Below are 23,973 nucleotides of genomic sequence, written 5' to 3'. Positions count from 1 at the left end.
TAAGTTGCTAAGAACTTTTTAACCCTAATTCTTCCCCTTTTTTTATCATAAACTGAAATGCAGCTTCATGTTCATTTGGGATATCTCCTTCTAATATGGCTTCTTTTATCGCTTCTTTTATAATTCCAATTTCTTTAGAAGGTTTTATGTCAAAAGTTTTCATGATTTCTTCTCCACTCACTGGAGGCTGAAAATTTCGAATATGATCTCGTTCTTCTACCTCTACCATTTTCTGACGAACAATTTTAAAATTGTTATGATATTTTTTAAAACGCTTCGGGTTTTTAGTTGTAATATCGGCTTCGCAAAGCGTCATTAATTCTTCGATATAGTTGCCAGCATCAAACACTAATCTCCTAACAGCAGAGTCCGTAACATCTGATGCAATTACAATTGGTCGAGAGCTCATTAAAACCATTTTCTGAACAAATTTCATTTTATCATTCAGAGGCATTTTTAATCGTTTAAATAGTTTATAGACCATTTTTGAGCCTACAAACTCATGACCATGAAAAGTCCATCCAACTTTTTTACTAAATCTCTTAGTAGGAGCCTTTCCGATATCATGTAATAGCGCTGCCCAGCGTAACCAAAGATCATCCGTGTTTTCTGCAATATTATCTACTACTTCTAAAGTATGGTAAAAGTTATCTTTATGTCTCTGTCCTTCTACTTCATCAATACCTTTTAACGCAACTAATTCCGGTAATATATAGGGCAGTAATCCAGTTTTTTCCAAAAGTAAAAACCCAATAGACGGTTTTTCACTTAATAAGATTTTATGGAGCTCGTCTACAATTCTTTCTTTAGTAATTATTTTAATACGATCTTTATTCTTGGTAATGGCTTTTAAAGATCTTTCTTCTATCTTGAAATTAAGTTGTGTAGCAAATCTAATGGCACGCATCATTCTTAGCGGATCATCAGAGTAGGTAATATCTGGATCTAATGGTGTTCTGATGATTTTGGATCGAAGATCTTCTAATCCATCAAAAGGATCTAAAATATTACCAAAATTGTCTCTAGAAAGACTTAATGCCAAGGCATTGATCGTAAAATCTCTCCTGTTTTGATCATCTTGAAGCGTTCCATTTTCTACAATAGGATTTCTACTATTTTCTCGATAAGATTCCTTTCGGGCACCAACAAACTCAACTTCTATATCTCCCGCTTTTAGCATGGCAGTTCCGTAGGTCTTAAAGATTTGAATTTTGGGTTGGTTAGGAAGTAATTTAGAAACTTCTTTTGCTAGTTCGATACCACTACCAACTGCTACTATGTCAATATCCTTTGCAGATCCTCGTTGTAAAATATAATCTCTTACAAACCCTCCAATGACATAACTGTCTAATTCAAGATTGGATGCAGCTTGGGTTATCGTATTAAAAACAGCATGTTGTAATGCTTCTTTGTAATTATTCTCTTCCGACATGAATCAATATACTCGATAATCGAGATTTTAAAGTTTCGAGGGTATTCTCGAAATCAACAATTGTTCTTATTATATATACCTGGTATACAAAGGTGATGAAACTTTATTTCCTTATAATTTTAACGGTACTATCTCCACCGATTTTTATAATAGAAGAAGGTTTAGCATCTTTATTTTGTAAAGGCAAATTTACGACATAGTCAACGCCTTCCAAAATCTCTTTACTCATTTCTTGCAGGTTTCTCGGAGTCGGTTTGCCACTGATATTTGCTGATGTAGAAACAATAGGCCTTTTAAACTTTCGTATTAATTTACTACAAAATGGATCTCTCGCTACTCTTATTCCAAGTGTATTATCTTTTGCGATTAGATTTTCAGCAACTCGTAAAGGTCTATCATAAATAATTGTAGTGGCCTTTGTAGCATATTTTAGAATGTCATAAGCCACTTCGGGTACTTCCTCTACATATTGCTGTAACATTTTAAAATCACTTACTAAGCATAATAAAGCTTTGCTGTCCGCTCTTTTCTTTAGTGAATATATTTTATCCACAGCTTCTGCATTGGTTGCATCACATCCAATTCCCCAAACGGTGTCAGTAGGATATAAAATAAGTCCTCCTCTTTTAAGAATTTCTATTGTTTTCTCTATTTCTATTTTTTGATTTTCCATTAATTAAATTTTGGAACCATATTCTCTTTATCAAGGTATTTAGGGATCTCTTTATTTATAGTTTCGCCGGCAATTACCTTTTCATATAGTTTTAAATAAGATTCTGTCATCATCTTAGAGTTGAAATACTTTACCGCATACTCATGGCATCTTTTTGGGTTATAATCAAATTCTTTAATGGCTTTGGCGATGTCATTAGAATTATTGCCAGTATATCCAACTTCGGGAGTGATTAATTCTGGTAGAGAACCGTTTTCGGTACCAAAAACAGCACAACCTGCATACATACTTTCGGTAATAGCTATTCCAAAAGGTTCATGCCAAACTACAGGAAAAACCAAGGCTTTAGACCGCTGCGCAACTTCCATCTTTTTGTCATTTTCCACCATTCCATGGAAGATGATATTTTTATTTAGGATATATTTTAATCCTCTTTTAAAATTTCTAAATGTCCAACGTTCACCACCCATTACATGTAGTTTATTACCAGATTTTAAGGCGATATCTGCAGTGCCAAATAAGTTTTTTACTTTCCACGATGCTTTGGCAAGAAAATGAAGATAGGTTCTTTCATTATCAAGTATTGGATCAGGATAATCATCCCAATCAATACCATTATACACAAAAGCAGTAGATCCATATCTTTTTGCATGATTTCCAGAAACAAAAACCATGTTGATATCTAAGGTTTGATCTGGAGATGGATTGCCTTCCATAGTAAAGATATATGGTTTTCCAACCGATTGGTTTAAGGAATGGAAAAGATGTACTACATCTACATCACTTGGGATTTGCTCTTCTAATGATTTTTCTTCGTCATAGTGAATAACAGTAGCAAAATCTGAGCTAGACCCTTGTTTTGCTAAAAAATAGACTTTATGACCTAATTTAGAAAGTTCTTTTCCTAATCCCCAAATAACTCGTTCGGTACCACCATATTTTTTAGCAGGTAATACTGCCGTTTTATCTTCAATAAGTATATTCATTGTTTGTTTAGGTAATTTAGATAGTTACTTTTTTACCACAGTGGCATATTGTAGATACCTCATGTCCATCGCAGTAAATAGGAAAGGTAAGTTGTAAAAATATGGTTTGATGGATTTAGTTTTATTTATCCCTTTGTGGGTAATAATCTTATATCCTAATCTGGTATACATATTGGCTATACTTTTTCCCGTAAAAAACCTTAAGTGAGTTTTATCCATGATACCATGATCTTCATACTCCCAATTTTTATTCAGTACTAAATTCTTTAAAGCACTGTGATATCTCATATTCGGAATAGAACTAATGATTACGCCATCTTTGGATAATTTGCTTTTCATTTTTTCTAGCACCACATATGGATCTACTAAATGTTCCAAAACGTCATTGAAATAGATAGTGTCAAAATAGTCATCTGGGAGCTCATCTATAAAACCTTCTACTTCTCCAATAAATACTTTATCTAGGAGTTTTTTTGCTTTTTCTCCTTCTTCCTTCATTAATTCAATACCCCATGTTTCGGTTTGAAATTTTTCTTTTATCATAGAAGCAAAAGCCCCTTCACCGCATCCTACATCCAATAACGTTTTTGTGTTTTTAGGAAGAAAATCCAACATTTCATGACGTGTGTTATTAAAATAGTTATCGGGTTTATTATCGTAATCCATGGATCTTCTTATTTTTTGTTAGAGAAATTTGTTATGAGTGAATTAGTTTTATTCTAAAACAGTCTGGTTGTTTAATATAATTGTTAATATTGTACGATATTTGTCTATATGAAAGTTACACTAATAAGCCTGGATAATTGGGGTTTTAATCAATTTATTGCCAAAGAATTAGAGCGTCGAGGGATAAAGGTGAGTCAAATCAATTTTTATCAACTACGCTATAAGTATCCTTCATTCTTCCATAAGGTTTTTAATTTCTTTGCAAAACTATTTTTTAAATATAACATAAAAAAGAAGTTTTTAGAGAAAAAAATTCTTGAAGAACTAAATAAGAATGGGCATCAGGATAAAATTTTAATTATCAAAGGAGATTTTTTAAATCCTGATTTCATTCAACAAATCAAACCTTACACAGATACATTGCTTGGTTTTTTTAATGATAATTATAAAAGGTCTCCCAAGATTGCTAAAATATATAATGAGTTTGACAAGGCTTTCTCTTTTGAAAAAGATGATGTCAAACAGTTTGATTTTTCGTTTATTACCAATTTTATTTATAAAGAAAAATTAACAAGTCCTAGCAAACCACAGCAGGATGTTTTTAATATCAGTTCGTCTGGAAAACGCGATGGAGTAATTCAAAATATAGCCAGAGCTTTGGATAAAATTGAAGTCAATTACAAAATAGTAATTGTAGGAAAAACCGAAGGTTTTAAGGATGATACCCAAATTACATACACCAAGAATACTATGAACCTGGAGCAGGTAGAAGAATTTATTGCGCAATCCAATGTTTTATTAGATGTTCATAGAGAAAATCAATCTGGGCTAACTTTTAGAGTTTTTGAAAGTATGGGGTTTTCTAAAAAATTGATAACGACCAATAAAGATATTGCGACGTATGATTTTTATAACCCTAATAATATTTTGATCATTGACAAAAAAGATATAGATATCCCTAAAGCTTTTTTTGATACTCCGTATGAACCCATTCCTAAGGAGATTTATGATAAATATACTTTGCCTTTTTGGGTTGATGAGGTTTTTGGATTTTAGAAGTTTATACGTATGAAAGAATATCCTAGTGTAGCATTATTAATTTCTACATATAATTGGCCAGATGCCTTAAATTTAGTATTAAAAAGTGTTTTGAAGCAATCAGTTTTACCAACGGAAGTAATCATAGCAGATGATGGCTCTACAGAAGAAACAAAAACGCTGATTGATACTTATAAGAACAGTTTTTCTGTTCCGTTACATCATGTTTGGCATGAGGACAATGGGTTTACAAAAACTCTGATCCTAAATAAGGCGATAGCCAAAATAAAATCTGATTATATTGTTCAGATTGATGGTGATATTATTTTGCATAAACATTTCATAAAAGATCATTTAAATGCTAGTAGAGATAAAATGTTCTTGTATGGTACACGAGTAACATTAACAAAAGAAAAATCTAAACGGTTATTGTCTGCTAAGAAAATAGATCTTACTATTTTTTCTAGTGGTCTTAAAAAGCGAATGAGAATGCTGTATCTACCGTTTGTGTATAAAAACAGAAAACCTGATGAAGCCATTTCCACCAAGCTACGAGGAGCAAATATGTCTTATTGGAGAAAGGATGCTATTGCCATCAATGGATACAATGAAGATTTTTTAGGTTGGGGATTCGAAGATTATGATTTCGGACAACGCTTAACATTTATGGGGATTATGCCTAAGAGGTTAAAATTTGCTGGAATATGTTTTCATATCTATCATAAAAAAGCGGTGTTGGAAAATCCGGAGAAGGGTAATGAAATTCAAAACAAAACAATAGCAGAAAGAATTACAAGATGTGATAATGGTATTGATAAATACTTGAAGTAAGATTAAAGTATTTATCAAGATAAATTGTAGAATCTATAAAATTCAGGTCATTTATAAATCCGAAATAAAATGTCAAAAAGATTTGTAGTACATTCTTCTAAAATAAATCTAGAATCGGTAGTAAAAGATGCTATTGACAATTTCGATAGTTATACAAAGATATTAGGAGATGCAGAACGTAACGTGATCAAAATAGTAGATCTTGAAAGTAAGAATTACACTATAAAATCCTTTAAAATTCCTAATATCGTTAATCAAGTAGCATATCGATTTTTTAGGAAATCCAAAGCTGAAAGATCTTATATGTATGCTAATAAGCTACTAGACTTAGGGATTAAAACACCTTTTCCTATAGCTTATGAAATTAGAATGACTCCTCTTTTATTTAAAAAGAGTTTTTATGTGAGTGAACTTGTGGATTGTGACCTTACGTATCGAGAATTGACTACAGACTTTAGCATTTCTGATCATGAGAGCATACTTAGAGCTTTTACTAGATTTACCTATGAATTACATAAAAATGGAGTGAATTTCTTAGATCATTCACCTGGAAACACATTAATCAAAAGAACAACCGAAGGTTACGAGTTCTATCTTGTAGACTTGAATAGGATGGAGTTTGGTGAAATGGATTTTGAAACGAGAATCAAAAACTTTGCACGTTTAACAATTCACGAGTCGATGATACGAGTTATGAGTAATGAGTATGCAAAATGCACAGGAGAAGAAGAGTCAGAAGTATTCAGGTTAATGTGGCAGTATACTCAAGAGTTCCAAAATAGATATCATAGCAAACGAAAATTAAAACGAAAAATCTTCTTTTGGAAGAAGAAGTATCGCGATGAACAATAATTCTCTTACCGTCTGTTTTTCTGAATTAGCTCTCTTAGTTTAGAATATTTGAGAAAGGTAATATTGGCAGTTTGAACCGAAATTACAAAACCATTAAAACCATCTAAGAAACCAAGACGTAGAAAATAAGCTTTAAAAAATGCCCAAGTGGGATTAACTATAATTTTCCAAAGGGGTGCTTTCTTTCCTAACTCAAAATAAGATTGCGCAGATATAGAAGAAAACTTGTCTGTTTTTAAATTAAATTCTTGATAGGTGGCATAATTCCAGTGTAAGAGATCACCTTTGAGTTTTGATGCTTTTTTTGAGTCGTATAATTTAAAGGAATCATGGGGGTTAATGCCTTGCCATTCTCCTTTGCCTTTTATGAATGCTCTTAGTTTTTTATCAGGATACCAATCAGAAAACTGTATCCATTGACCGCAGAAGTTATTATATCTATTTACATAATAGCCATCATACATCCAATTGGATTTTAACTGTATTAGAGAATTTTGAAGTTCTGCTGATAAAGCTTCATCTCCATCCAAAGAAATAATATGATCATAAGAAGCTTTTGTGATTGCGAAATTTTTTTGTTCGATATATCCTAAAAACTGTTGTTTAATGAAAGTAACGCCGAATTGTTTACAAATCTCTTCTGTTCGATCTGTAGAAAAGGAATCTACAACTACTATTTCATCTGCAACACCCACAAGAGAGGATAAACATCTTTCTATTTTTTTTTCTTCATTATAGGTAATAATAACAGCAGATAGTTTAATCATTCGGATGTTTTAAGATTGATGAGGCTAAATATAGCGTATCGTGCAAAAATAGTTATTTTTACGGCAATGCAATTACCAGAAATAACAGTTATCATAAGTACGTATAATCAACCTATGTGGTTGCAAAAAGTTTTATGCGGTTATGAAAATCAAACAGTAGATCATTTTGAAATTATCATCGCAGATGATGGTTCTACCGAAGAAACTAAAACAATGATCAATGAGTTTTGCAAAACTTCAAGATTGCAAATAGAACACGTTTGGCATCAAGATCTTGGGTTTCGTAAGACGGTTATTTTAAATAAAGCAATACCCTTGGCTAATTCCGATTATTTATTGTTTACAGATGGAGATTGTATTCCCAGAAATGATTTTGTAGCAACTCATTTAAAACTTCGGAAATCAGGTTGGTTTTTATCTGGTGGTTATTTTAAATTACCTAAAGATATTTCTGAAGAAATTACAAAAAATGATATCGTAAGTCAACGATGTTTTGATGTGGATTGGCTTCTATCGAAAGGATTGCAATCTTCCTTTAAATTAAATAAGCTTACTTCCAAAGGATTTAAGGAACGGTTTTTAAATTTTATTACACCTACAAAAGCCACTTGGGATGGAATGAATGTTTCGGGTTGGAAAAAAGATGTTTTGCTAGTGAATGGATTTGATGAACGTATGCAATATGGTGGAGAGGATAGAGAGATAGGTGAACGTTTGTTTAATTTGGGTATTAAGGCGAAACAAATAAGATATAGTGCCATATGTCTGCATTTACATCACGAAAGAGGTTATGTTGCACCAGAAATGATCACCAAAAATAAGGCAATTCGAAAAGTCACTAAGCGCGAAAAAGTCATTAGGACTCCGTTTGGAATCGAAAAGGATTAACGATTTAATTTTTCGAGATATGACCTTAATTTAGGAATGATTAATTCGGAAGATAAGCTCTTGTATAATTCTAAAGCTTGATCTTTCATTTGTTTAGGAGTTTTATCTCCATATAATTCAGGTTTAAAATCGTACAGATGAACAGAGTCATGTTGATGTTCATCTTCAAACATATTCCAATCTTTTTTAATAATCCAAGGAGAAAAAATAGTGAAAGTTGATTTGCCTAGTGCTTTGGCCATGTTTACAGCGCCACCTTCATTACCAATTAAAGCATCACAATGCGAAAGTATGGCAATGAACTCTCGTAAGCTTTTTCCAAAAACGTTGAAATGAATATGTTCCTTAGTCACCTCAGAGGTTAACTCGTAAATAGCTTTTGCATCAGCTTCTTGATTTGGAATATAGTTAAATAAGATATTGGCTTTCGTACTAGATACAATCTCATCAATTACCGTTGCCATATATTCAAATGGTAGTGTTTTCCTAATTTCACTTCCTAATACACTTATCATAATAAGTTTTCTTTCAGAGGTAATTCCGTTTGTTTCCAGATACGATTTGGATGTTTTCTTTTCTTTATCTGTGAGGAAAATTTTCGGGCGAATAATATTAGTGGCTAATTCCTCTTCGTTATGTACTAATCGTAAACGGTTTTCTATAGCTATAGATGCATTAGTGATGGGTTCTGGTTTTCTTCGAATAACCTTGGTGTAAATAAATTGTGTATACCATTTGTAAAAAGATATTTTTTTGGGAGCTTTCGAAAAATAAGAGATGAGGTTGCTTTCTAGTTTGCCATAGGCATCAATTACTAAATCATATTTAGATTTTTTAATATTCTTTAAAAAAGAATAAAAGGCTCTCTTACTTTCTCGATATTCGTTTTTAAATTCTATGATGTTATGAAAATATGGATTTTCAAGAATTACAGGTTTTGTATTCGAGTTTACTAAATAGTCAATGGTAGCATCGGGATATTTATAGGTGAGTGCTTCACAAATAATGGTGCTCGTAAGAACATCACCTATCATCTTTTGCTGAATGACTAATATTTTCATCTGCTCTTTTTTATTTTTTAATTGTCATATGTAATTCGTCAAGAATTATTTAGATAAGTATCAACAGAGTTTTATGACTCATTTCATGTTTATGATTTAAAAAAATGAGCCTGTCTAGTAAAAGACAAGCTCACAAGTATACTGATTTATTTCTAATTATACAGCTACATCATGCTCTCTTAGAGCGTCATTAAGAGAAGTCTTTTTGTTGGTGCTTTCTTTTCTTTTACCAATAATTAATGCACAAGGAACATTATATTCTCCAGCAGCAAACTTCTTAGTATAGCTTCCTGGGATTACTACTGATCTAGCAGGCACCACTCCTTTCATTTCTACAGGTGTATCACCTGTAACATCTATAATTTTAGTAGAGGCTGTAAGTACAACATTAGCACCTAGTACAGCTTCAGTCTCCACACGAACTCCTTCTACAACAATACATCGAGATCCAATAAATGCATTATCTTCTATAATTACAGGAGCTGCTTGTAATGGCTCTAATACACCACCGATTCCAACACCACCACTTAGGTGTACATTTTTTCCTATCTGAGCACAACTACCAACTGTAGCCCAGGTGTCTACCATTGTTCCTTCGTCTACATAAGCTCCAATATTTACATAACTTGGCATTAAAATAGTTCCCGCAGAAATATATGCACCATGTCGAGCAACAGCATTAGGTACTACACGAATCCCTTTGGCTTCATATCCTCTTTTTAATGGAATTTTGTCGTGGTACTCAAAAATACCTGCTTCTAAGGTTTCCATTTTTTGAATTGGGAAATAAAGTACAACTCCCTTTTTTACCCATTCATTTACTTGCCATCCACCTTCTACAGGTTCTGCTACACGAAGGTCTCCAGCATCCAATAGGTCTACAACTTTTCTTATAGCCTCTTGTGTTTTTGATTCTTTTAAAAGCTCTCTGTTATCCCACGCTTTTTCTATGGTTTCTTTTAGTTGGTCCATGTATTAAAAAATTTTGGTAAAGATAATAGCTTCGATGGAAAAACATAGACAGATTAAATATTTTAGGATAGTCTTAATAATTCGCACTATATTATAATATTATCATACTTTTGCACAAAATAGTATATGGCAAGAATTCTGGCAATAGATTATGGAGCAAAACGATGTGGTATTGCGGTAACAGATGAATCTAAGATCATCGCATCTGGATTAACTACTGTGGATACAAAAGAATTACTAGGTTGGCTGCGAGATTATGTTGCTAGTGAAGATGTAGAATTGTTTGTTGTGGGAGAACCTAAAAGGATGCATGGAGAGGCGTCTGAAAGTGAGAAGCTGATTCAACCGTTTTTAGAAAAATTATCAAAAATTTTGCCTGAAATTCCGATAAAAAGAATAGATGAGCGATTTACTTCTAAAATGGCTTTTGATACAATGATCGCCAGTGGGATATCTAAAAAGAAAAGACAAGATAAAAAGTTAGTAGATCAAATTAGTGCCACTATTATATTACAGGATTATCTTTATAATTTATAATGAATATTTTTTAATGAATATTGTGTTTTTATTATGGATTTGAAGATAAGATCAAAAAATTTTGCTCATCAATGTGTTAAATTAGCACTTGATCTTCCTTCTAATAAGTTAGGCAAGCATGTAGAAGGTCAGTTAATAAGGTGTTCAACATCTGTCGCGGCAAATTATAGAGCAGCTTGTTTAGCTCAAACTAAAAAAGGATTCGTTTCTAAACTAAGTATTGTAATAGAAGAATCTGATGAATGTATATTCTGGATTGAATTTCTTAAAGATGAAGATTTAGTCCAAGGAAGTGAATTAGATAAAGCATTAAATGAGGCTAAAGAATTAACAACTATTTTTATTTCAAGCAGAATAACAGCTTCGAAAAACCTTTAAATTAATAAGTTTGGATTATTCATTATCCAATAAAAATTATAAATTCTAAATGATTTTACCAATTGTAGCATACGGTGATCCGGTTTTAAAGAAGAAAGCAAAGGAAATTAATAAAGACTATCCTAAGCTTTCAGAATTGTTAGAAAATATGTTTGAAACCATGTATAATGCACATGGTGTTGGATTAGCAGCTCCGCAGATAGGACTTCCTATTCGTTTGTTTTTAGTGGACGCAGAACCTTTTGCGGATGATGATGAGCTTTCTGAAGAAGAAAAAGAAGTATTGACAGGATTTAGAAAAGTCTTTATAAACGCCACCATTGTTGAAGAAACTGGAGAAGAATGGGGGTTTACAGAAGGTTGTCTAAGTATTCCAGATGTTCGTGAAGATGTCTTTAGAAAGGAAACGATCAAAATAAACTACTTCGATGAAAACTTTGTGGAGCACACGGAGACTTATAGTGGTTTGGCAGCGAGAGTAATTCAGCACGAGTATGATCATATCGAAGGAATTTTATTTACAGATAAACTATCCAGTCTTAAAAAGCGTTTGATTAAAGGAAAGCTTACGAATATCTCTAAAGGTAAGATCAATGCAGATTATAGAATGAAATTTCCGTTAGCTAAAAAGGGACGTTAACAGTTTATCGTATTTAATAAAAATATAGAAGTATCTTAATTATTTATGTTGGCTAAAGTTTGATTTTTAAAATTGAACTATTGATATTTGCCAACTTCGAAAAAGAAATTTATGAGCTTAGACAAAATTTTATCAATTTCTGGAAAACCAGGTTTATATGAATTAAAAGCGCAAACACGAAGTGGGTTTGTAGCCGAATCATTAGCAGATGGAAAAAAACTTTCTGTTAGTATTCAGAATAATGTTAGTATTCTTAGTGAGATTGCGATTTATACTTTTACTGAAGAAGTTCCTCTAAGAGAGATCTTTAAAAGGATTCAGGAAAAAGAAAATGGAGAAAAAGCGATAAGTCATAAAGAGTCCAAAAATAAATTAGAATCATACTTTAGTGAAGTATTACCGGATTATGACGAGGATAGGGTATATGTAAGTGATATGAAAAAAGTAATACAATGGTATAATATTTTACAAGCTAAAGGAATTACTGATTTTGAAGATCCGGAAGCATCAGGGTCTGATGAAGAAGAATAAAATTTCTTTTTTGGCAAAATTAAAATCCTATCCTGTATGGATGGGATTTTCTTTTTTTAAGAAAATATTAACTGTTTTTAATAATAACAAAATGTTTGCTCAGGTCACTAATGTAATGAAAGTCACTTGTGATGGGTGATTACAAATTACTAATTTAAAACCTAAATTAAAATGAAAAAACTGTTTTTAATCCTTTTATCAATTTTTATTATATCGTGCACTAAAGATGAAATAAATACTCTAGAAAATTTATCTTTGGATAAAAAAATTGAAGAATATAAATATATATATGAGGGCAAAACATTTAGTTTGCAAATTGATTTCTCTGAAAAGAATAAACCTAAAATAATCGAAGGAAGGGACAATGAAAATCTAAAGCAAATTTTTGAATTACGAGATTTGGTGTCTGTTGTTAATGGTGATGATTTGAATATATTTTACCTTTATGATAATCTAAATGTTTATAAAAAATCAGATGTGTATAAAAAGTCAATCGAAACTTTAGTCGAAAATCAAAATATAGAAAAAAATGATAATTTCTATGGAGTTAAAGTTTTTAGAGATAGAAATTTTGCTGGGCCTTCTCAGGTATTTTCTACTTCTCAGTATAATTTACATACTATATATATGCCTGTCGATGGTAGAATATGGGGTGATAATATAACATCACTTAAACTGTCTGGTGCTTTTAACTTAGGGATATATAAAGATGCTCGATACACTGATAGATCTACATTTATTAATAGTTATGGTAGGTTAACGGAGTATAGAGATCTAGAAAAACTCACATATGGATCTTGGCCCTTTGGAGTTAGGAACTGGAATGATGATATATCTTCTTTCAGGCTTTATAGAAGATAAGATTAATAATTCTATATTCTTATTTAAATTTAAACACTAAGAAAATAATAGAAAACTATATAAAAACCAGTCAACTGACTGGTTTTTTCTTGTTTGTGGAATGTTTTTTTGTTCATTTTCAGTTTTTTATACTGTTGAAGAATTATGGATAAGTAATGCAAATATTGCCTAGTTTTCAATGCTTTATTTGGGTTCTTCTTTGTATTTTTGCGCAAAATTTAAACACAACCCTACAATAAATAGTAAAGTTTACATGGCTAATACCAAATATGTTTTTGTAACTGGAGGTGTATCCTCATCTCTTGGAAAAGGAATTATAGCAGCTTCATTAGCAAAATTACTTCAGGCGAGAGGATATAGAGTTACGATTCAAAAACTAGATCCCTATATAAATGTTGATCCAGGAACTTTAAATCCTTATGAACATGGAGAATGCTATGTAACTGATGATGGTGCAGAGACTGATTTAGATTTAGGGCATTACGAACGCTTTCTGAATACTCCTACTTCACAAGCAAATAATGTTACTACTGGTAGGATTTATCAGAGTGTTATCGAAAAAGAACGTAGAGGTGAGTTCTTAGGTAAGACCGTACAGGTAGTTCCTCATATTACAAATGAGATAAAAGAAAGAATACAAATTCTTGGAAAAAGTGGTAATTATGACATCGTAATTACAGAGATAGGTGGAACTGTTGGTGATATAGAATCTTTGCCTTATATAGAAGCGGTAAGACAATTAAAATGGGAATTAGGAGATAACAACGCATTGGTTATTCATCTAACATTAATTCCGTATCTATCTGCTGCTGGTGAATTAAAAACAAAGCCTACTCAGCATAGTGTAAAGACCTTAATGGAAAGCGGAATTAAAGCTGATATTTTGGTATGTCGTACCGAACACGAATTATCAGAAGATCTAAGAAGAAAACTAGCCTTATTCTGCAACGTTAAAAAAGAGGCAGTTATTCAGTCTATTGATGCTTCTACGATTTATGATGTGCCTAATTTAATGCTTGAAGAAGGCTTAGATACAGTAGTTTTAAGACAATTAGTGTTGCGAGACGATAATGTTCCTAATTTAGATAAATGGAATGATTTCTTGAAAAGACATAAAAATCCGAAATGTGAAGTAACTATTGGATTAATTGGTAAGTATGTAGAATTACAAGATTCTTATAAATCAATTTTAGAAGCATTTATTCATGCTGGAGCTGAGAATGAAGTAAAAGTGAATGTAGAGAGTATTCATTCAGAGTATATAGATGAAAAAACCATTGAAAATAAAATAGCGCACTTAGATGGTGTATTGGTAGCTCCTGGTTTTGGAGAAAGAGGGATAGAAGGTAAAATTAAGGCTGTTCAGTTTGCTAGGGAGAAAGGATTACCATTTTTCGGTATCTGTTTAGGAATGCAAATGGCAGTTATAGAATACTCTCGTAATGTTTTAGGTTTAAAGGATGCTTGTTCTGTTGAGGTAGACGAAAACACTGCTAATCCAGTTATTAGTTTAATGGAAGAGCAAAAGAATATTACCGATATGGGAGGCACTATGCGATTGGGGGCATGGGATTGCGAGTTAATAGAAGGCAGTAAAGTATCCGAGGCATATGGAACTTCTTTGATCGCTGAAAGACACCGTCATCGCTACGAATATAATGATCAATATAAAGAGCAATTAGAAAAGGCAGGATTAAGAACTACAGGAGTGAACCCAAAAACAGGATTAGTAGAAATTATCGAAATCCCTGAACATCCATGGTTTGTTGGAGTTCAATATCATCCAGAATATAAGAGTACAGTTGCAAATCCTCATCCTTTGTTTGTGGCATTTGTAAAAGCAGCCGTAACGTATGCTAACTCCTCCAAAAGTGCCAAAGTGGCACAAAAATCTTAAGTGGCGAGATAATTGACAATAAAAAGTAACAAAAATTAAGAAAACGTGTCTGATTAGTTAATCATATACGAGAGTATTTATACACAGATCAATGGAAGAAAAGAAATTTGACCTTAATACAGTAATTGGATTTGTTCTAATATTTGGAATTTTTGCGTGGATGTTTTATATCAATAAACCTACACCAGAAGAAATTGAAGCTAAAAAAGCAGAACAAGAACAAGTTGAAGCTAAGAAAAATGAAAGTGAGAATGTAGCAACCGATTTTGTTCCCGAGAGCAAAGCTGTAGCAGTAGATCCTAAAGATTCATTGGCAATGGTACAAGCTAAATCTACTTTAGGAGTGGTAGCTTATTCAGCTAGTTTGCCATCTGCAGTAGATAAGGTTACCACAATTGAAAATGAAGTTCTAAGTCTAAAAATTAATAACAAAGGAGGATATATTGATGAAGCATTGCTTAAGAACTTCAAAACGTATGATTCCGTTCCACTATATTTAATCAAAGATGGAAAGAATGCATCTTTCAATCTGAATTTCGGAACTACAGACAATAGAATTTTAAATACGAGAGACCTGTTTTTTGAACCTTCATTGACCAAAAATGGTGAGAATAGTGTTTTATCTATGAAATGGAAGGTTTCAGAATCTCAATTTTTGGAATATCGTTATGAGTTGAAACCTAATGAATATATGTTAGATTTTTCGATAAGATCACAAGGATTACAGCAAGTATTCAATAGCAGTCAACCTATAAACTTAGATTGGAAATTACAAGCGATAAGACAAGCGAAAAGTGCTTCATATGAAAATAGATATACAGAAATTCTGTTTGAATATGATGGTGGAAAAGATGATTATACTGGTCAAGGTGATTTTGCAGAGGAAAAAGAAGAAGATGTAACCTGGATTGGGTTTAAGCAACATTTCTTTACTTCGGTTTTATTAACGGATACTCCGTTTAAAACAGCCACTATGGCTTCTAAAAATATTGCAAATACCAGTGATTTAGATGATAAGGATATAAAGGTTACTAAAGAATTTGCAGCTACAGTTCCTTTAGAGTTAAATGGAGGAGAATTAAATTATAATATGGACTGGTATTATGGGCCTACGGATTATAAAATCTTAAGTTCTTATGATCGCAATCTTGATGAGATCGTACCATTAGGATGGGGTATTTTTGGGTTCATTAATAGATATTTATTTATTCCGTTTTTTAGCTTACTAAGTGGTTTCTTGCCTTATGGTATTGCGATCATAGTAATGACTATTGTAGTGAGAATTGTATTGTCCCCTGTAACCTATAAATCTTATGTTTCTCAGGCTAAAATGAAAATTTTACGCCCTGAAATCAATGAGATTAATGAAAAGTATAAGGATAATGCGATGAAAAAGCAACAAGAAACTATGGCCTTGTACAGCAAAGCAGGTGCAAGCCCAATGAGTGGTTGTTTACCAGCTCTAATGCAGATTCCAGTTTTCTATGCCTTATTTAATTTCTTTCCAAGTGCTTTTGATCTTAGACAGAAGAGTTTTTTATGGGCAGATGATTTATCTAGTTATGATACCATAGCGAAACTTCCATTCGAAATTCCTTTCTATGGAGATCACATCAGCTTATTCCCAATATTAGCTTCGATTGCTATTTTTATTTATATGATGATGACTACAGGTCAAACCATGCAACAGCAGCAACCAGGAATGCCAAACATGAAGTTTATCATGTATTTATCGCCATTGATGATGTTAGTATTCTTTAATAATTATGCGAGTGGGTTATCATTATACTATTTTATCTCTAATTTAATTACTATTGGTATTATGCTAGTGATTAAGAATGTTATTATAGATGAAGATAAAATTCATGCTAAAATTCAGGAGAATAAGAAGAAACCGAAAAAGCAAGGAAAGTTCCAGAAGAAGATGAAAGAATTAATGGAACAAGCAGAGCAACAACAAAAAGCTAAAAAGAAATAATTTAAAAACCCCCCATTTCTCGTGAAATGGGGGGTGTTTTTTTAATTTGGTAAAGATGGTGAGGCCACCATTACACGATCAATTAGGTGAATAACTCCATTTGATGCTTGTATATCTGTTGATATAATCGAACTAGCATTAGATGAATCTACACCATTTGCTCTTACAGTTTTAGCAGTAGCATCAATAGTAATTTCTCCAGATAATGTGGTAACATTACCATCAGTTAAATCTGCTTCTCTAACATTATTATCAGGAATTACGTGAAGATTAAGAGCGTTTTCAAGTATATTTTCTTCTATATCTCCAGGGTTATTCCAAGAGGGGTTAGTAGCTAACAAGTTCTCAAATGCAGCATTATTAGGCGCAAAAACAGTGAAAGGACCATCACCTTGAAGCGTTGTTACATAGTCAAAGTTATAAGCAGTTAATCCTTCAAGCAATCTTGATAAATTAGGGTCTACACTAGCAAATGTTGTAAGATCTGGTAACTCTATAACGGCATCTATTTTATGGATCACTCCATTTGAAGCTGAAATATCAGCAGATGTCACAGTTGCTGTACCATTGAAAACGACTCCATTAGTGGTGTTAAAATATACACTTAAATTAGTGTTGTCCGGTCCCGAGGTAGACGAAGTTTGCGTATAGCCAGCTACATTATTCGCTAATGTAGTGGAAGTTACTTCTCCAGCAATTACGTGATTGAGTAAAATTTGCTGTAATTCATCAGTAGGAATCGCATTGATATCAGCGTAATTGTTCGCAGCTAAAAATGCTTCCATAGCGGAATTTGTAGGAGCTAAAATAGTGAAAGGACCATCACCATTTAATACAGAAACGAGATCTCCATCTGCAGCTGTCAAAGCGCTGACTAAAAGCGACAAGTCCGAATCTCCAGTAGCGATAGTAACAATGTTATCTGTTGAAATGATTACATCTCCGTCATCATCACTACCACAAGAAAAAGTACTTAATACCAAGACTGCAAGGAACAGTGCATTGGTGATTTTTGAAATAATTTTCATTTTTTTGAGTTTTAAAAGTTTATTTGTTCAATTTGACTAACGAGGCGTTTGTTTTATATATTTTTAATTTTTAGTTAAACAAAAGTTAACTTAGGTTGTTTTTATACTTAGTTAATTGTTTTTTTAGAAGTTTTAATGTTTTTTTTGTAAGATATTTATTTAAAAGTATACCCTTGTAAAAAATCAAACTTTCCAAGCTTGGTATACTTTTTGGTCTATGAAGTTGGTTTAAATTTTATACTATGCAAAGAATATTTTTGTTTCTGTTTTTCTTGGCTCTTGCTTCTAATGGCTTGTATAGCCAGGTGTTTAACGCTTTTGATTCAGAAGGTGAAAGACATGGGAAATGGCAAAAAAAGTATGATAATAGTAATCAAATTAGATATGAAGGAACTTTTGACCATGGCAAGGAAATAGGAGAGTTTAAATTTTATAAACCTAATAGTGGGAAAATACCAACGGCTATTAAAATATTTTCAAAGGATAATGATAGTGTACAGGTAAAATATTATACAGCAAGAGGAAAGGTGATAAGTGAAGGAAAGATGTTAGGAAAGGATCGTGTTGGAATATGGGTATATTATCATAGAGGATCAACAAAAGTGATGATGACTGAGGAATATAAACAAGGTAAGCTTGATGGAGAACAGAAAACGTATTTTGAAAATGGACAACTTACAGAAAAAACTGTTTACGTAAATGGTGAAAAACAGGGTAAGAGAATAGTGTATTCCGAAAAAGGTATAATGATAAAGGAATTCACCTATGAAAATGATCAATTACATGGAGTAACAAAGTATTATGATGCGAATGGGAATGTACAAATTGAAGGTAATTATAAAAGAGATCGAAAAGATGGAGTTTGGAATTACTATGAGAATGGAAAGCTAATTGAACAGAAGAGATTTCCTATCGAAAAAAGTAGATCTTAGTATAATATTTAAAAATATTGGCATAGATAAAACCTTAAAGTAATGCGAGAGCATTACTTTTTTTATTTATTACTTTTGCAAAAGATTTGAGTACCGGTTTTACTTTAATAATTTAGGTAAGTAAGAATAAATAATATAATGAAAAGGGTAGTAGTAGGTTTATCAGGAGGAGTAGATTCTAGTGTGGCAGCATATCTATTGAAAGAACAAGGATATGAAGTTATTGGTCTTTTTATGAAAAATTGGCATGATGATTCTGTGACTATTTCTGATGAATGTCCTTGGTTAGATGATAGTAATGATGCATTATTAGTAGCTGAAAAATTAGGAATTCCATTTCAAACGGTAGACTTAAGTGAAGAATATAAAGAGCGTATAGTGGATTATATGTTCAATGAATATGAAAAAGGTAGAACTCCAAATCCAGATGTTCTGTGTAATAGAGAAATTAAGTTTGATGTTTTCTTAAAAATAGCAATGTCTTTAGGAGCGGATTATGTCGCTACAGGTCATTATTGTAGAAAAGATACGATTATACAAAATGATAGAGAAATACATCGTTTACTAGCTGGTAAAGATCCTAACAAGGATCAATCTTATTTTCTATGTCAATTATCCCAAGAGCAATTATCAAAAACATTATTTCCAGTTGGAGAATTATTAAAACCAGAGGTAAGAGAAATAGCCAAAGAGCAAGACCTTATTACTGCAGATAAAAAAGACTCACAAGGTCTATGTTTTATAGGGAAAGTAAGATTACCCGAGTTTCTTCAACAAAAGTTACAACCAAAACAAGGAGATATTATAGAAATACCTTCTTCAGAAGAAATGTTTCATAGAATAGTACCTGATTTCAACTCTAAACAAGAAGAATTGGAGTTTTTATCATCAAAATATGAATATAATGTAAATGATGGTAAAGTAGTCGGTAAACATCAAGGAGCTCATTATTATACTAAAGGACAACGCAAAGGATTGGCTGTAGGTGGTACTCCCGAACCATTATTTGTTATAGAAACAGATGTCGAAACAAATGTGATTTATACTGGTCAAGGAAAATCACATCCTGGATTATATAGAAAAGCATTATTTATTAGTAATGATGAATTGCATTGGGTAAGACCAGATCTTAAATTGGATGTAGACGAAGAATTACAGGTGATGGCTAGAATTCGTTATAGACAGCCTTTAGATAAAGCTACTTTGCATCAGGTGGACTCAGGAATGTATATTGTATTCGAGAATCCTCAAAGTGCTATTACCGAAGGACAATTTGTTGCTTGGTATATCGATGATGAATTAGTTGGATCAGGCGTAATTTCTTAGATTAACCTTTGCCCGAAAACAATTTTTTTAATTTATTGTTTAGTGCTGATTTTGTGGATTTTTATTAAGTGGGTACTCGTAGTTGTTTAAATTCGGTTATAGATAAATTATTTTTTAAATCTTAGTACCTTAAAATCACTTAAAATTCGGATTTTTACCATTGAAGGTAGATTGGTTTGGACTAAAATGTTAGAGGGAACCAAAATTAAGTTGTAAGGTAATCTATCTAATAGTCTTTATTTAATGGAATTATTAATAGATAATTCCAAATGTGTACTAAAGATATCAAAAACGAATGAATAGAATCAAAGATCTTTTTAAAATTCAATACCCAATAATACAGGGAGGAATGATTTGGGCAAGCGGTTATAAGCTCGCTAGTGCTGTTAGTAATTCTGGAGGATTAGGACTTATTGGAGCAGGCTCCATGTACCCAGATGTTTTGCGAGAGCATATTCAAAAATGTAAAAAAGCAACAGATAAACCTTTTGGAGTAAATGTTCCTATGTTGTACCCAAACCTTCAAGAGGTAATAGAGATAATTATTGAAGAAGATGTAAAAATAGTGTTTACCTCTGCGGGTAATCCCAAAACATATACTTCTTTTTTGAAATCTAAAGGTATAACAGTAGTTCATGTGGTAAGTAGTTTAAAGTTCGCTTTAAAAGCTCAAGAAGCTGGTGTAGATGCTGTTGTAGCTGAAGGGTTCGAAGCTGGAGGACATAATGGAAGAGACGAAACAACAACTTTAACCTTAATACCAATGGTGAAAGAAAAGGTTGATATTCCATTAATTGCTGCAGGAGGAATTGCTACGGGTACCTCTATGTATGCAGTAATGTCGTTAGGAGCAGATGGAGTACAATTAGGGAGTAGATTTGTTGCTAGTGAAGAAGCTTCATCACATCAGGATTTTAAACAAATGGTAGTGGATGCGAAAGAAGGAGATACTCATCTTACCTTAAAAGAATTAGCACCAGTTCGTTTATTAAAGAATAAGTTCTATCATGATGTCGCAGAATTGTATACAAAAGGTCCATCTATCGAAGAGTTAAAAACGTTGTTAGGTAGAGCTAGAGCAAAAAGAGGAATGTTTGAAGGTGATCTCGTAGAAGGAGAATTAGAGATAGGTCAGGTATCTGGATTAATTCATGATATCAAACCTGTCAGAGAAATAGTGAAAAAGTTGATTTCAGATTTTGAGATTACTAAACAAAGAATGCAACAGTTAGAAATTTAATCATTGGATGAAAAAAGCAGGTTTTCGATATACTTTTCGCAAATTTCTAAGGTTTTATATGAGTTTAAGAGGTTTTGTACTCGTTTTACGTTCTTTTTGTAGCTATCATTCATTAAAATTTGATCAACTGCTTCTTTAACGGAATAGCTTCTTGGTCTTTCGGTTTTTAAATCTATACCTAATCCACAATAATCTATACGAGCACATATTTCATTTTTACCTTCATTGATACCAGCTGTGACCATCGGAACACCATGTTTAATACTGATCATAGAGCTTCCATATCCGCCATTCGTAATAAATAGATCTGTCAAAGGCATGATTATCTCAAAAGGAATAAAATCTTCTATATAAATGTTTTTCTGAGGATATTGATTTTTTAATAGTTTAGTATCGTTATTTCCCGTTACTACGACAATATTAAAAGAACTGTTTTTAAAAGCTTCCAAAGAAGGAATAATCAATTTTTTATGATTTTTTTCTACAGTACCTTGAGATACTAAAATTGTTTTTTTCTTAGGATCTAATATCGTTCCCCAATCTTTATTATGATTGTTGATAGATTTTTTATTCCAAGTATTTAATGCACCAACATATTTTATAGATTTAGGAATAGCATTTCTTGGGTAATCCATTTCAGGAATTCCATTTTGCAAAAATACCGTTGCATTTAATGGAGAAATGTCAAATATATTATGATCTGTTGGTGGCAAGTTCAAGCTCGCCAATAATTCATTATATGCAAATTTGGTTTCCTTGAAAATTAATTTTTCAGCCATTAATTTTATGAAATTTTGCTTTCTTTTGCTTAAAAAGTTGCCAGCAGGCTGATGTCCCAGTCCGTATTGCGGAATATCTGCTGAAGATAAAGCTAAGGGAACAACACCTATACCAACCACTGGAACATTCAATTTATCCTTTACGATCGTTCCTGGAAAAGTGTTGTCAAATATCAGAAGATCAAAAGGGAAAGAGCTAAAAATATCTTTCACATCTTCATAATAGTCTTTCATTCGGTGTATAAAAAGATTTATGATGTCAAATTTAATATGTGAAATCCCTTTTAATTTCTTCCGTTCTGGATAAGCTTCGTCTAATTCAGAGATTTTAATTTCCTTTGCAGTTACAAAAGGAATATATGGAATTTCCATTTGCTTTAGTTTGTTCTCATAGCTTTTTCCAGTGTACCACCGTACGTCATATCCCTTGTCCTTTAGATATACAGCTAGCTCAGTCATTGGGTTAAAGTGACCATCTGCAGGAATACAGGCAAACAAAATCTTTTTCGGAGGCATATTGTACGTATTTACAAAATTTATAAGGCCTCAAATCTATACTTTTTTAAGAGAAAAAGACTTTCCCGTTAAAATTAAATTGAAGATTTTATAATCGTTACTTTTGATATAAAACTAAACTAATGAATTCTAGAGCAGATCAACTAAAAGCCTTTGATAGATTACTAACTATAATGGACGAGTTAAGAGAGCAATGTCCATGGGATAAAAAACAGACCTTACAGTCATTAAGATATTTGACTATTGAAGAAACGTATGAATTAGGGGATGCTATCTTAGAGAATGATTTAAATGAAGTAAAAAATGAATTAGGAGATTTGTTACTTCATATAGTTTTTTATTCAAAAATAGGCAGTGAGACAAAGGATTTTGATATTGCAGATGTTGCTAATGGTATATGTGAAAAATTGATTAACCGTCATCCACATATTTATGGTGATGTGAAAGTTGATAATGAAGAGGACGTGAAACGAAACTGGGAAAACCTTAAGTTAAAAGAAGGTAAGAAAAGTGTTTTAGAAGGAGTTCCTAAATCTTTACCTGCCATGGTAAAAGCAAGCAGGATACAGGATAAAGTTGCTGGTGTAGGTTTTGATTGGGAAGAACCAAAACAGGTTTTTGAAAAATTAGAAGAAGAACTTTCAGAGTTGCAGTATGAAATCGAAAAACAGGATATAGATAAAATAGAATCCGAGTTTGGAGATGTGTTATTTTCCATGATCAATTATGCCAGATTTCTAAATATTAACCCTGAAGATGCTTTAGAAAGAACCAATAAGAAATTTATAAAACGCTTTCAGTTTTTAGAACAAAAATCTAAGGAAAAAAACAAAAACTTAAAGGAAATGTCTTTAGACGAAATGAATGTTTTTTGGGAGGAAGCCAAAAGACTATAGTATGTTTCTTATCCACATAAAAGATGATCAATACATTTTCTTAGTGTAAAAAGTGTTCAAAAAAAGTGATTTTATTCACTTTTTTTTGTTTTTTCGAAATACGTTTTTGATGTGTTTTTTTACTTATTTTACGGTAAACCCATATTTTATAAGAAAATTTTATATTTTGCAAACCCTTGATTTTACTGGTTTTTTTAGTAAGATATTATCGGGAAATCCTCTGTTATGAAAAATTTATGAAAAAGTTGTCGTAAATTAGGAGTTATAA

24 protein-coding genes are annotated in these 23,973 nt (G+C 32.1%); 15 read left to right on the top strand and 9 right to left on the bottom strand.

Features of this window, described 5'->3' with window-relative positions; all coding sequences use genetic code 11:
* Window positions 1–7: 7 nt before the first annotated feature.
* The 4 genes from ACWNT5_RS13115 to ACWNT5_RS13100 form a co-directional block, all read right to left on the bottom strand.
* The gene (locus ACWNT5_RS13115) at window positions 8–1,432 is read right to left on the bottom strand and encodes a CCA tRNA nucleotidyltransferase (RefSeq protein WP_299608036.1); all 1,425 of its coding nucleotides are present in this window, start codon (window positions 1,430–1,432) and stop codon (window positions 8–10) included.
* A 103-nt stretch (window positions 1,433–1,535) separates the two neighbouring features.
* Window positions 1,536–2,105: an L-threonylcarbamoyladenylate synthase gene (locus ACWNT5_RS13110; RefSeq protein WP_299608034.1), complete on the bottom strand. Its 570-nt coding sequence runs from the start codon at window positions 2,103–2,105 to the stop codon at window positions 1,536–1,538.
* The gene (locus ACWNT5_RS13105) at window positions 2,105–3,091 is read right to left on the bottom strand and encodes a glycosyltransferase (protein ID WP_299608031.1); all 987 of its coding nucleotides are present in this window, start codon (window positions 3,089–3,091) and stop codon (window positions 2,105–2,107) included. The genes ACWNT5_RS13110 and ACWNT5_RS13105 overlap by 1 nt, the downstream gene beginning before the upstream one ends.
* Window positions 3,092–3,115: 24 nt before the next feature.
* Entirely contained in the window at window positions 3,116–3,757 is a 642-nt protein-coding gene (locus ACWNT5_RS13100) for a class I SAM-dependent methyltransferase (protein ID WP_299899710.1), read from the bottom strand.
* A gap of 108 nt (window positions 3,758–3,865) precedes the next feature.
* Here ACWNT5_RS13100 and ACWNT5_RS13095 point away from each other — a divergent pair, with 108 nt between their 5' ends.
* From ACWNT5_RS13095 to ACWNT5_RS13085, 3 genes are all read left to right on the top strand, one after another.
* On the top strand, window positions 3,866–4,813 hold the full coding sequence (locus ACWNT5_RS13095; protein WP_299608027.1) for a hypothetical protein: 948 nt from the start codon (window positions 3,866–3,868) through the stop codon (window positions 4,811–4,813).
* Between the two features lie 12 nt (window positions 4,814–4,825).
* Complete coding sequence (locus ACWNT5_RS13090) at window positions 4,826–5,626, top strand: glycosyltransferase family 2 protein (protein WP_456517576.1); 801 nt, start codon at window positions 4,826–4,828, stop codon at window positions 5,624–5,626.
* A gap of 69 nt (window positions 5,627–5,695) precedes the next feature.
* Window positions 5,696–6,478, top strand: coding sequence for a lipopolysaccharide kinase InaA family protein (locus tag ACWNT5_RS13085; RefSeq protein ID WP_456517575.1), 783 nt, complete (start codon window positions 5,696–5,698; stop codon window positions 6,476–6,478).
* Window positions 6,479–6,483: 5 nt separating this feature from the next.
* Here ACWNT5_RS13085 and ACWNT5_RS13080 read toward each other — a convergent pair whose 3' ends face one another.
* On the bottom strand, window positions 6,484–7,245 hold the full coding sequence (locus ACWNT5_RS13080; RefSeq protein ID WP_456517574.1) for a glycosyltransferase family 2 protein: 762 nt from the start codon (window positions 7,243–7,245) through the stop codon (window positions 6,484–6,486).
* 18 nt (window positions 7,246–7,263) lie between these two features.
* On the opposite strand from ACWNT5_RS13080, the gene ACWNT5_RS13075 reads away from it, so the two are divergent.
* Window positions 7,264–8,133 carry a glycosyltransferase family 2 protein gene (locus ACWNT5_RS13075; protein ID WP_456517573.1) on the top strand — a complete coding sequence of 290 codons (870 nt, stop codon included), beginning with the start codon at window positions 7,264–7,266 and terminating at the stop codon, window positions 8,131–8,133.
* On the opposite strand, the gene ACWNT5_RS13070 is transcribed toward ACWNT5_RS13075, so the two are convergent.
* Complete coding sequence (locus ACWNT5_RS13070) at window positions 8,130–9,194, bottom strand: glycosyltransferase family 9 protein (protein ID WP_456517572.1); 1,065 nt, start codon at window positions 9,192–9,194, stop codon at window positions 8,130–8,132. The two genes, ACWNT5_RS13075 and ACWNT5_RS13070, sit on opposite strands and share 4 nt — an antisense overlap.
* A gap of 156 nt (window positions 9,195–9,350) precedes the next feature.
* On the bottom strand, window positions 9,351–10,166 hold the full coding sequence (locus ACWNT5_RS13065) for a 2,3,4,5-tetrahydropyridine-2,6-dicarboxylate N-succinyltransferase (protein WP_456517571.1): 816 nt from the start codon (window positions 10,164–10,166) through the stop codon (window positions 9,351–9,353).
* Window positions 10,167–10,292: 126 nt separating this feature from the next.
* Here ACWNT5_RS13065 and ruvX point away from each other — a divergent pair, with 126 nt between their 5' ends.
* The 7 genes from ruvX to yidC all read left to right on the top strand — a co-directional run bounded on the left by ruvX (window position 10,293) and on the right by yidC (window position 16,988).
* The gene (gene ruvX / locus ACWNT5_RS13060; protein WP_456517570.1) at window positions 10,293–10,703 is read left to right on the top strand and encodes a Holliday junction resolvase RuvX; all 411 of its coding nucleotides are present in this window, start codon (window positions 10,293–10,295) and stop codon (window positions 10,701–10,703) included.
* 33 nt (window positions 10,704–10,736) lie between these two features.
* On the top strand, window positions 10,737–11,081 hold the full coding sequence (locus ACWNT5_RS13055) for a four helix bundle protein (protein ID WP_456517569.1): 345 nt from the start codon (window positions 10,737–10,739) through the stop codon (window positions 11,079–11,081).
* A gap of 49 nt (window positions 11,082–11,130) precedes the next feature.
* On the top strand, window positions 11,131–11,721 hold the full coding sequence (gene def, locus ACWNT5_RS13050) for a peptide deformylase (RefSeq protein WP_299608002.1): 591 nt from the start codon (window positions 11,131–11,133) through the stop codon (window positions 11,719–11,721).
* A gap of 111 nt (window positions 11,722–11,832) precedes the next feature.
* A complete protein-coding gene (locus tag ACWNT5_RS13045) occupies window positions 11,833–12,252 on the top strand; it encodes a DUF5606 family protein (RefSeq protein WP_299607999.1) in 420 nt (139 codons plus the stop codon).
* Between the two features lie 171 nt (window positions 12,253–12,423).
* Window positions 12,424–13,113 (top strand): hypothetical protein, encoded by a 690-nt coding sequence (locus tag ACWNT5_RS13040; protein WP_299607996.1) that lies wholly within the window; start codon window positions 12,424–12,426, stop codon window positions 13,111–13,113.
* A gap of 253 nt (window positions 13,114–13,366) precedes the next feature.
* A complete protein-coding gene (locus ACWNT5_RS13035; protein ID WP_456517568.1) occupies window positions 13,367–15,010 on the top strand; it encodes a CTP synthase in 1,644 nt (547 codons plus the stop codon).
* A 91-nt stretch (window positions 15,011–15,101) separates the two neighbouring features.
* Window positions 15,102–16,988, top strand: coding sequence for a membrane protein insertase YidC (gene yidC, locus ACWNT5_RS13030; RefSeq protein WP_299607990.1), 1,887 nt, complete (start codon window positions 15,102–15,104; stop codon window positions 16,986–16,988).
* A gap of 41 nt (window positions 16,989–17,029) precedes the next feature.
* On the opposite strand, the gene ACWNT5_RS13025 is transcribed toward yidC, so the two are convergent.
* Window positions 17,030–18,016, bottom strand: coding sequence for a fasciclin domain-containing protein (locus ACWNT5_RS13025; RefSeq protein WP_299607987.1), 987 nt, complete (start codon window positions 18,014–18,016; stop codon window positions 17,030–17,032).
* Window positions 18,017–18,258: 242 nt separating this feature from the next.
* Between ACWNT5_RS13025 and ACWNT5_RS13020 the strand changes: the two genes are divergently transcribed.
* The 3 genes from ACWNT5_RS13020 to ACWNT5_RS13010 all read left to right on the top strand — a co-directional run bounded on the left by ACWNT5_RS13020 (window position 18,259) and on the right by ACWNT5_RS13010 (window position 21,514).
* Window positions 18,259–18,948: a toxin-antitoxin system YwqK family antitoxin gene (locus ACWNT5_RS13020; protein WP_299607984.1), complete on the top strand. Its 690-nt coding sequence runs from the start codon at window positions 18,259–18,261 to the stop codon at window positions 18,946–18,948.
* 138 nt (window positions 18,949–19,086) lie between these two features.
* The gene (gene mnmA / locus ACWNT5_RS13015; RefSeq protein ID WP_456517567.1) at window positions 19,087–20,274 is read left to right on the top strand and encodes a tRNA 2-thiouridine(34) synthase MnmA; all 1,188 of its coding nucleotides are present in this window, start codon (window positions 19,087–19,089) and stop codon (window positions 20,272–20,274) included.
* Between the two features lie 295 nt (window positions 20,275–20,569).
* Complete coding sequence (locus ACWNT5_RS13010) at window positions 20,570–21,514, top strand: NAD(P)H-dependent flavin oxidoreductase (protein ID WP_456517566.1); 945 nt, start codon at window positions 20,570–20,572, stop codon at window positions 21,512–21,514.
* Here ACWNT5_RS13010 and ACWNT5_RS13005 read toward each other — a convergent pair.
* Window positions 21,511–22,809, bottom strand: coding sequence for a glycosyltransferase (locus tag ACWNT5_RS13005; protein WP_456517565.1), 1,299 nt, complete (start codon window positions 22,807–22,809; stop codon window positions 21,511–21,513). The genes ACWNT5_RS13010 and ACWNT5_RS13005 overlap by 4 nt on opposite strands.
* A gap of 122 nt (window positions 22,810–22,931) precedes the next feature.
* Between ACWNT5_RS13005 and mazG the strand changes: the two genes are divergently transcribed.
* A complete protein-coding gene (gene mazG, locus ACWNT5_RS13000) occupies window positions 22,932–23,705 on the top strand; it encodes a nucleoside triphosphate pyrophosphohydrolase (RefSeq protein WP_299607972.1) in 774 nt (257 codons plus the stop codon).
* Window positions 23,706–23,973 lie beyond the last annotated feature (268 nt).

This window comes from Aquimarina sp. 433, from assembly GCF_054054605.1.
The sequence above is the reverse complement of the archived record's forward strand: the minus strand, read 5'-3'. Positions and strand labels throughout refer to the sequence as shown.

Coding starts and splice junctions, on each gene's coding strand:
- ACWNT5_RS13115 (WP_299608036.1), bottom strand. CDS start 1,432: ATGTCGGAAGAGAATAATTACAAAGAAGCATTACAACATGCTGTTTTT.
- ACWNT5_RS13110 (WP_299608034.1), bottom strand. CDS start 2,105: ATGGAAAATCAAAAAATAGAAATAGAGAAAACAATAGAAATTCTTAAA.
- ACWNT5_RS13105 (WP_299608031.1), bottom strand. CDS start 3,091: ATGAATATACTTATTGAAGATAAAACGGCAGTATTACCTGCTAAAAAA.
- ACWNT5_RS13100 (WP_299899710.1), bottom strand. CDS start 3,757: ATGGATTACGATAATAAACCCGATAACTATTTTAATAACACACGTCAT.
- ACWNT5_RS13095 (WP_299608027.1), top strand. CDS start 3,866: ATGAAAGTTACACTAATAAGCCTGGATAATTGGGGTTTTAATCAATTT.
- ACWNT5_RS13090 (WP_456517576.1), top strand. CDS start 4,826: ATGAAAGAATATCCTAGTGTAGCATTATTAATTTCTACATATAATTGG.
- ACWNT5_RS13085 (WP_456517575.1), top strand. CDS start 5,696: ATGTCAAAAAGATTTGTAGTACATTCTTCTAAAATAAATCTAGAATCG.
- ACWNT5_RS13080 (WP_456517574.1), bottom strand. CDS start 7,245: ATGATTAAACTATCTGCTGTTATTATTACCTATAATGAAGAAAAAAAA.
- ACWNT5_RS13075 (WP_456517573.1), top strand. CDS start 7,264: ATGAGGCTAAATATAGCGTATCGTGCAAAAATAGTTATTTTTACGGCA.
- ACWNT5_RS13070 (WP_456517572.1), bottom strand. CDS start 9,194: ATGAAAATATTAGTCATTCAGCAAAAGATGATAGGTGATGTTCTTACG.
- ACWNT5_RS13065 (WP_456517571.1), bottom strand. CDS start 10,166: ATGGACCAACTAAAAGAAACCATAGAAAAAGCGTGGGATAACAGAGAG.
- ruvX (WP_456517570.1), top strand. CDS start 10,293: ATGGCAAGAATTCTGGCAATAGATTATGGAGCAAAACGATGTGGTATT.
- ACWNT5_RS13055 (WP_456517569.1), top strand. CDS start 10,737: ATGGATTTGAAGATAAGATCAAAAAATTTTGCTCATCAATGTGTTAAA.
- def (WP_299608002.1), top strand. CDS start 11,131: ATGATTTTACCAATTGTAGCATACGGTGATCCGGTTTTAAAGAAGAAA.
- ACWNT5_RS13045 (WP_299607999.1), top strand. CDS start 11,833: ATGAGCTTAGACAAAATTTTATCAATTTCTGGAAAACCAGGTTTATAT.
- ACWNT5_RS13040 (WP_299607996.1), top strand. CDS start 12,424: ATGAAAAAACTGTTTTTAATCCTTTTATCAATTTTTATTATATCGTGC.
- ACWNT5_RS13035 (WP_456517568.1), top strand. CDS start 13,367: ATGGCTAATACCAAATATGTTTTTGTAACTGGAGGTGTATCCTCATCT.
- yidC (WP_299607990.1), top strand. CDS start 15,102: ATGGAAGAAAAGAAATTTGACCTTAATACAGTAATTGGATTTGTTCTA.
- ACWNT5_RS13025 (WP_299607987.1), bottom strand. CDS start 18,016: ATGAAAATTATTTCAAAAATCACCAATGCACTGTTCCTTGCAGTCTTG.
- ACWNT5_RS13020 (WP_299607984.1), top strand. CDS start 18,259: ATGCAAAGAATATTTTTGTTTCTGTTTTTCTTGGCTCTTGCTTCTAAT.
- mnmA (WP_456517567.1), top strand. CDS start 19,087: ATGAAAAGGGTAGTAGTAGGTTTATCAGGAGGAGTAGATTCTAGTGTG.
- ACWNT5_RS13010 (WP_456517566.1), top strand. CDS start 20,570: ATGAATAGAATCAAAGATCTTTTTAAAATTCAATACCCAATAATACAG.
- ACWNT5_RS13005 (WP_456517565.1), bottom strand. CDS start 22,809: ATGCCTCCGAAAAAGATTTTGTTTGCCTGTATTCCTGCAGATGGTCAC.
- mazG (WP_299607972.1), top strand. CDS start 22,932: ATGAATTCTAGAGCAGATCAACTAAAAGCCTTTGATAGATTACTAACT.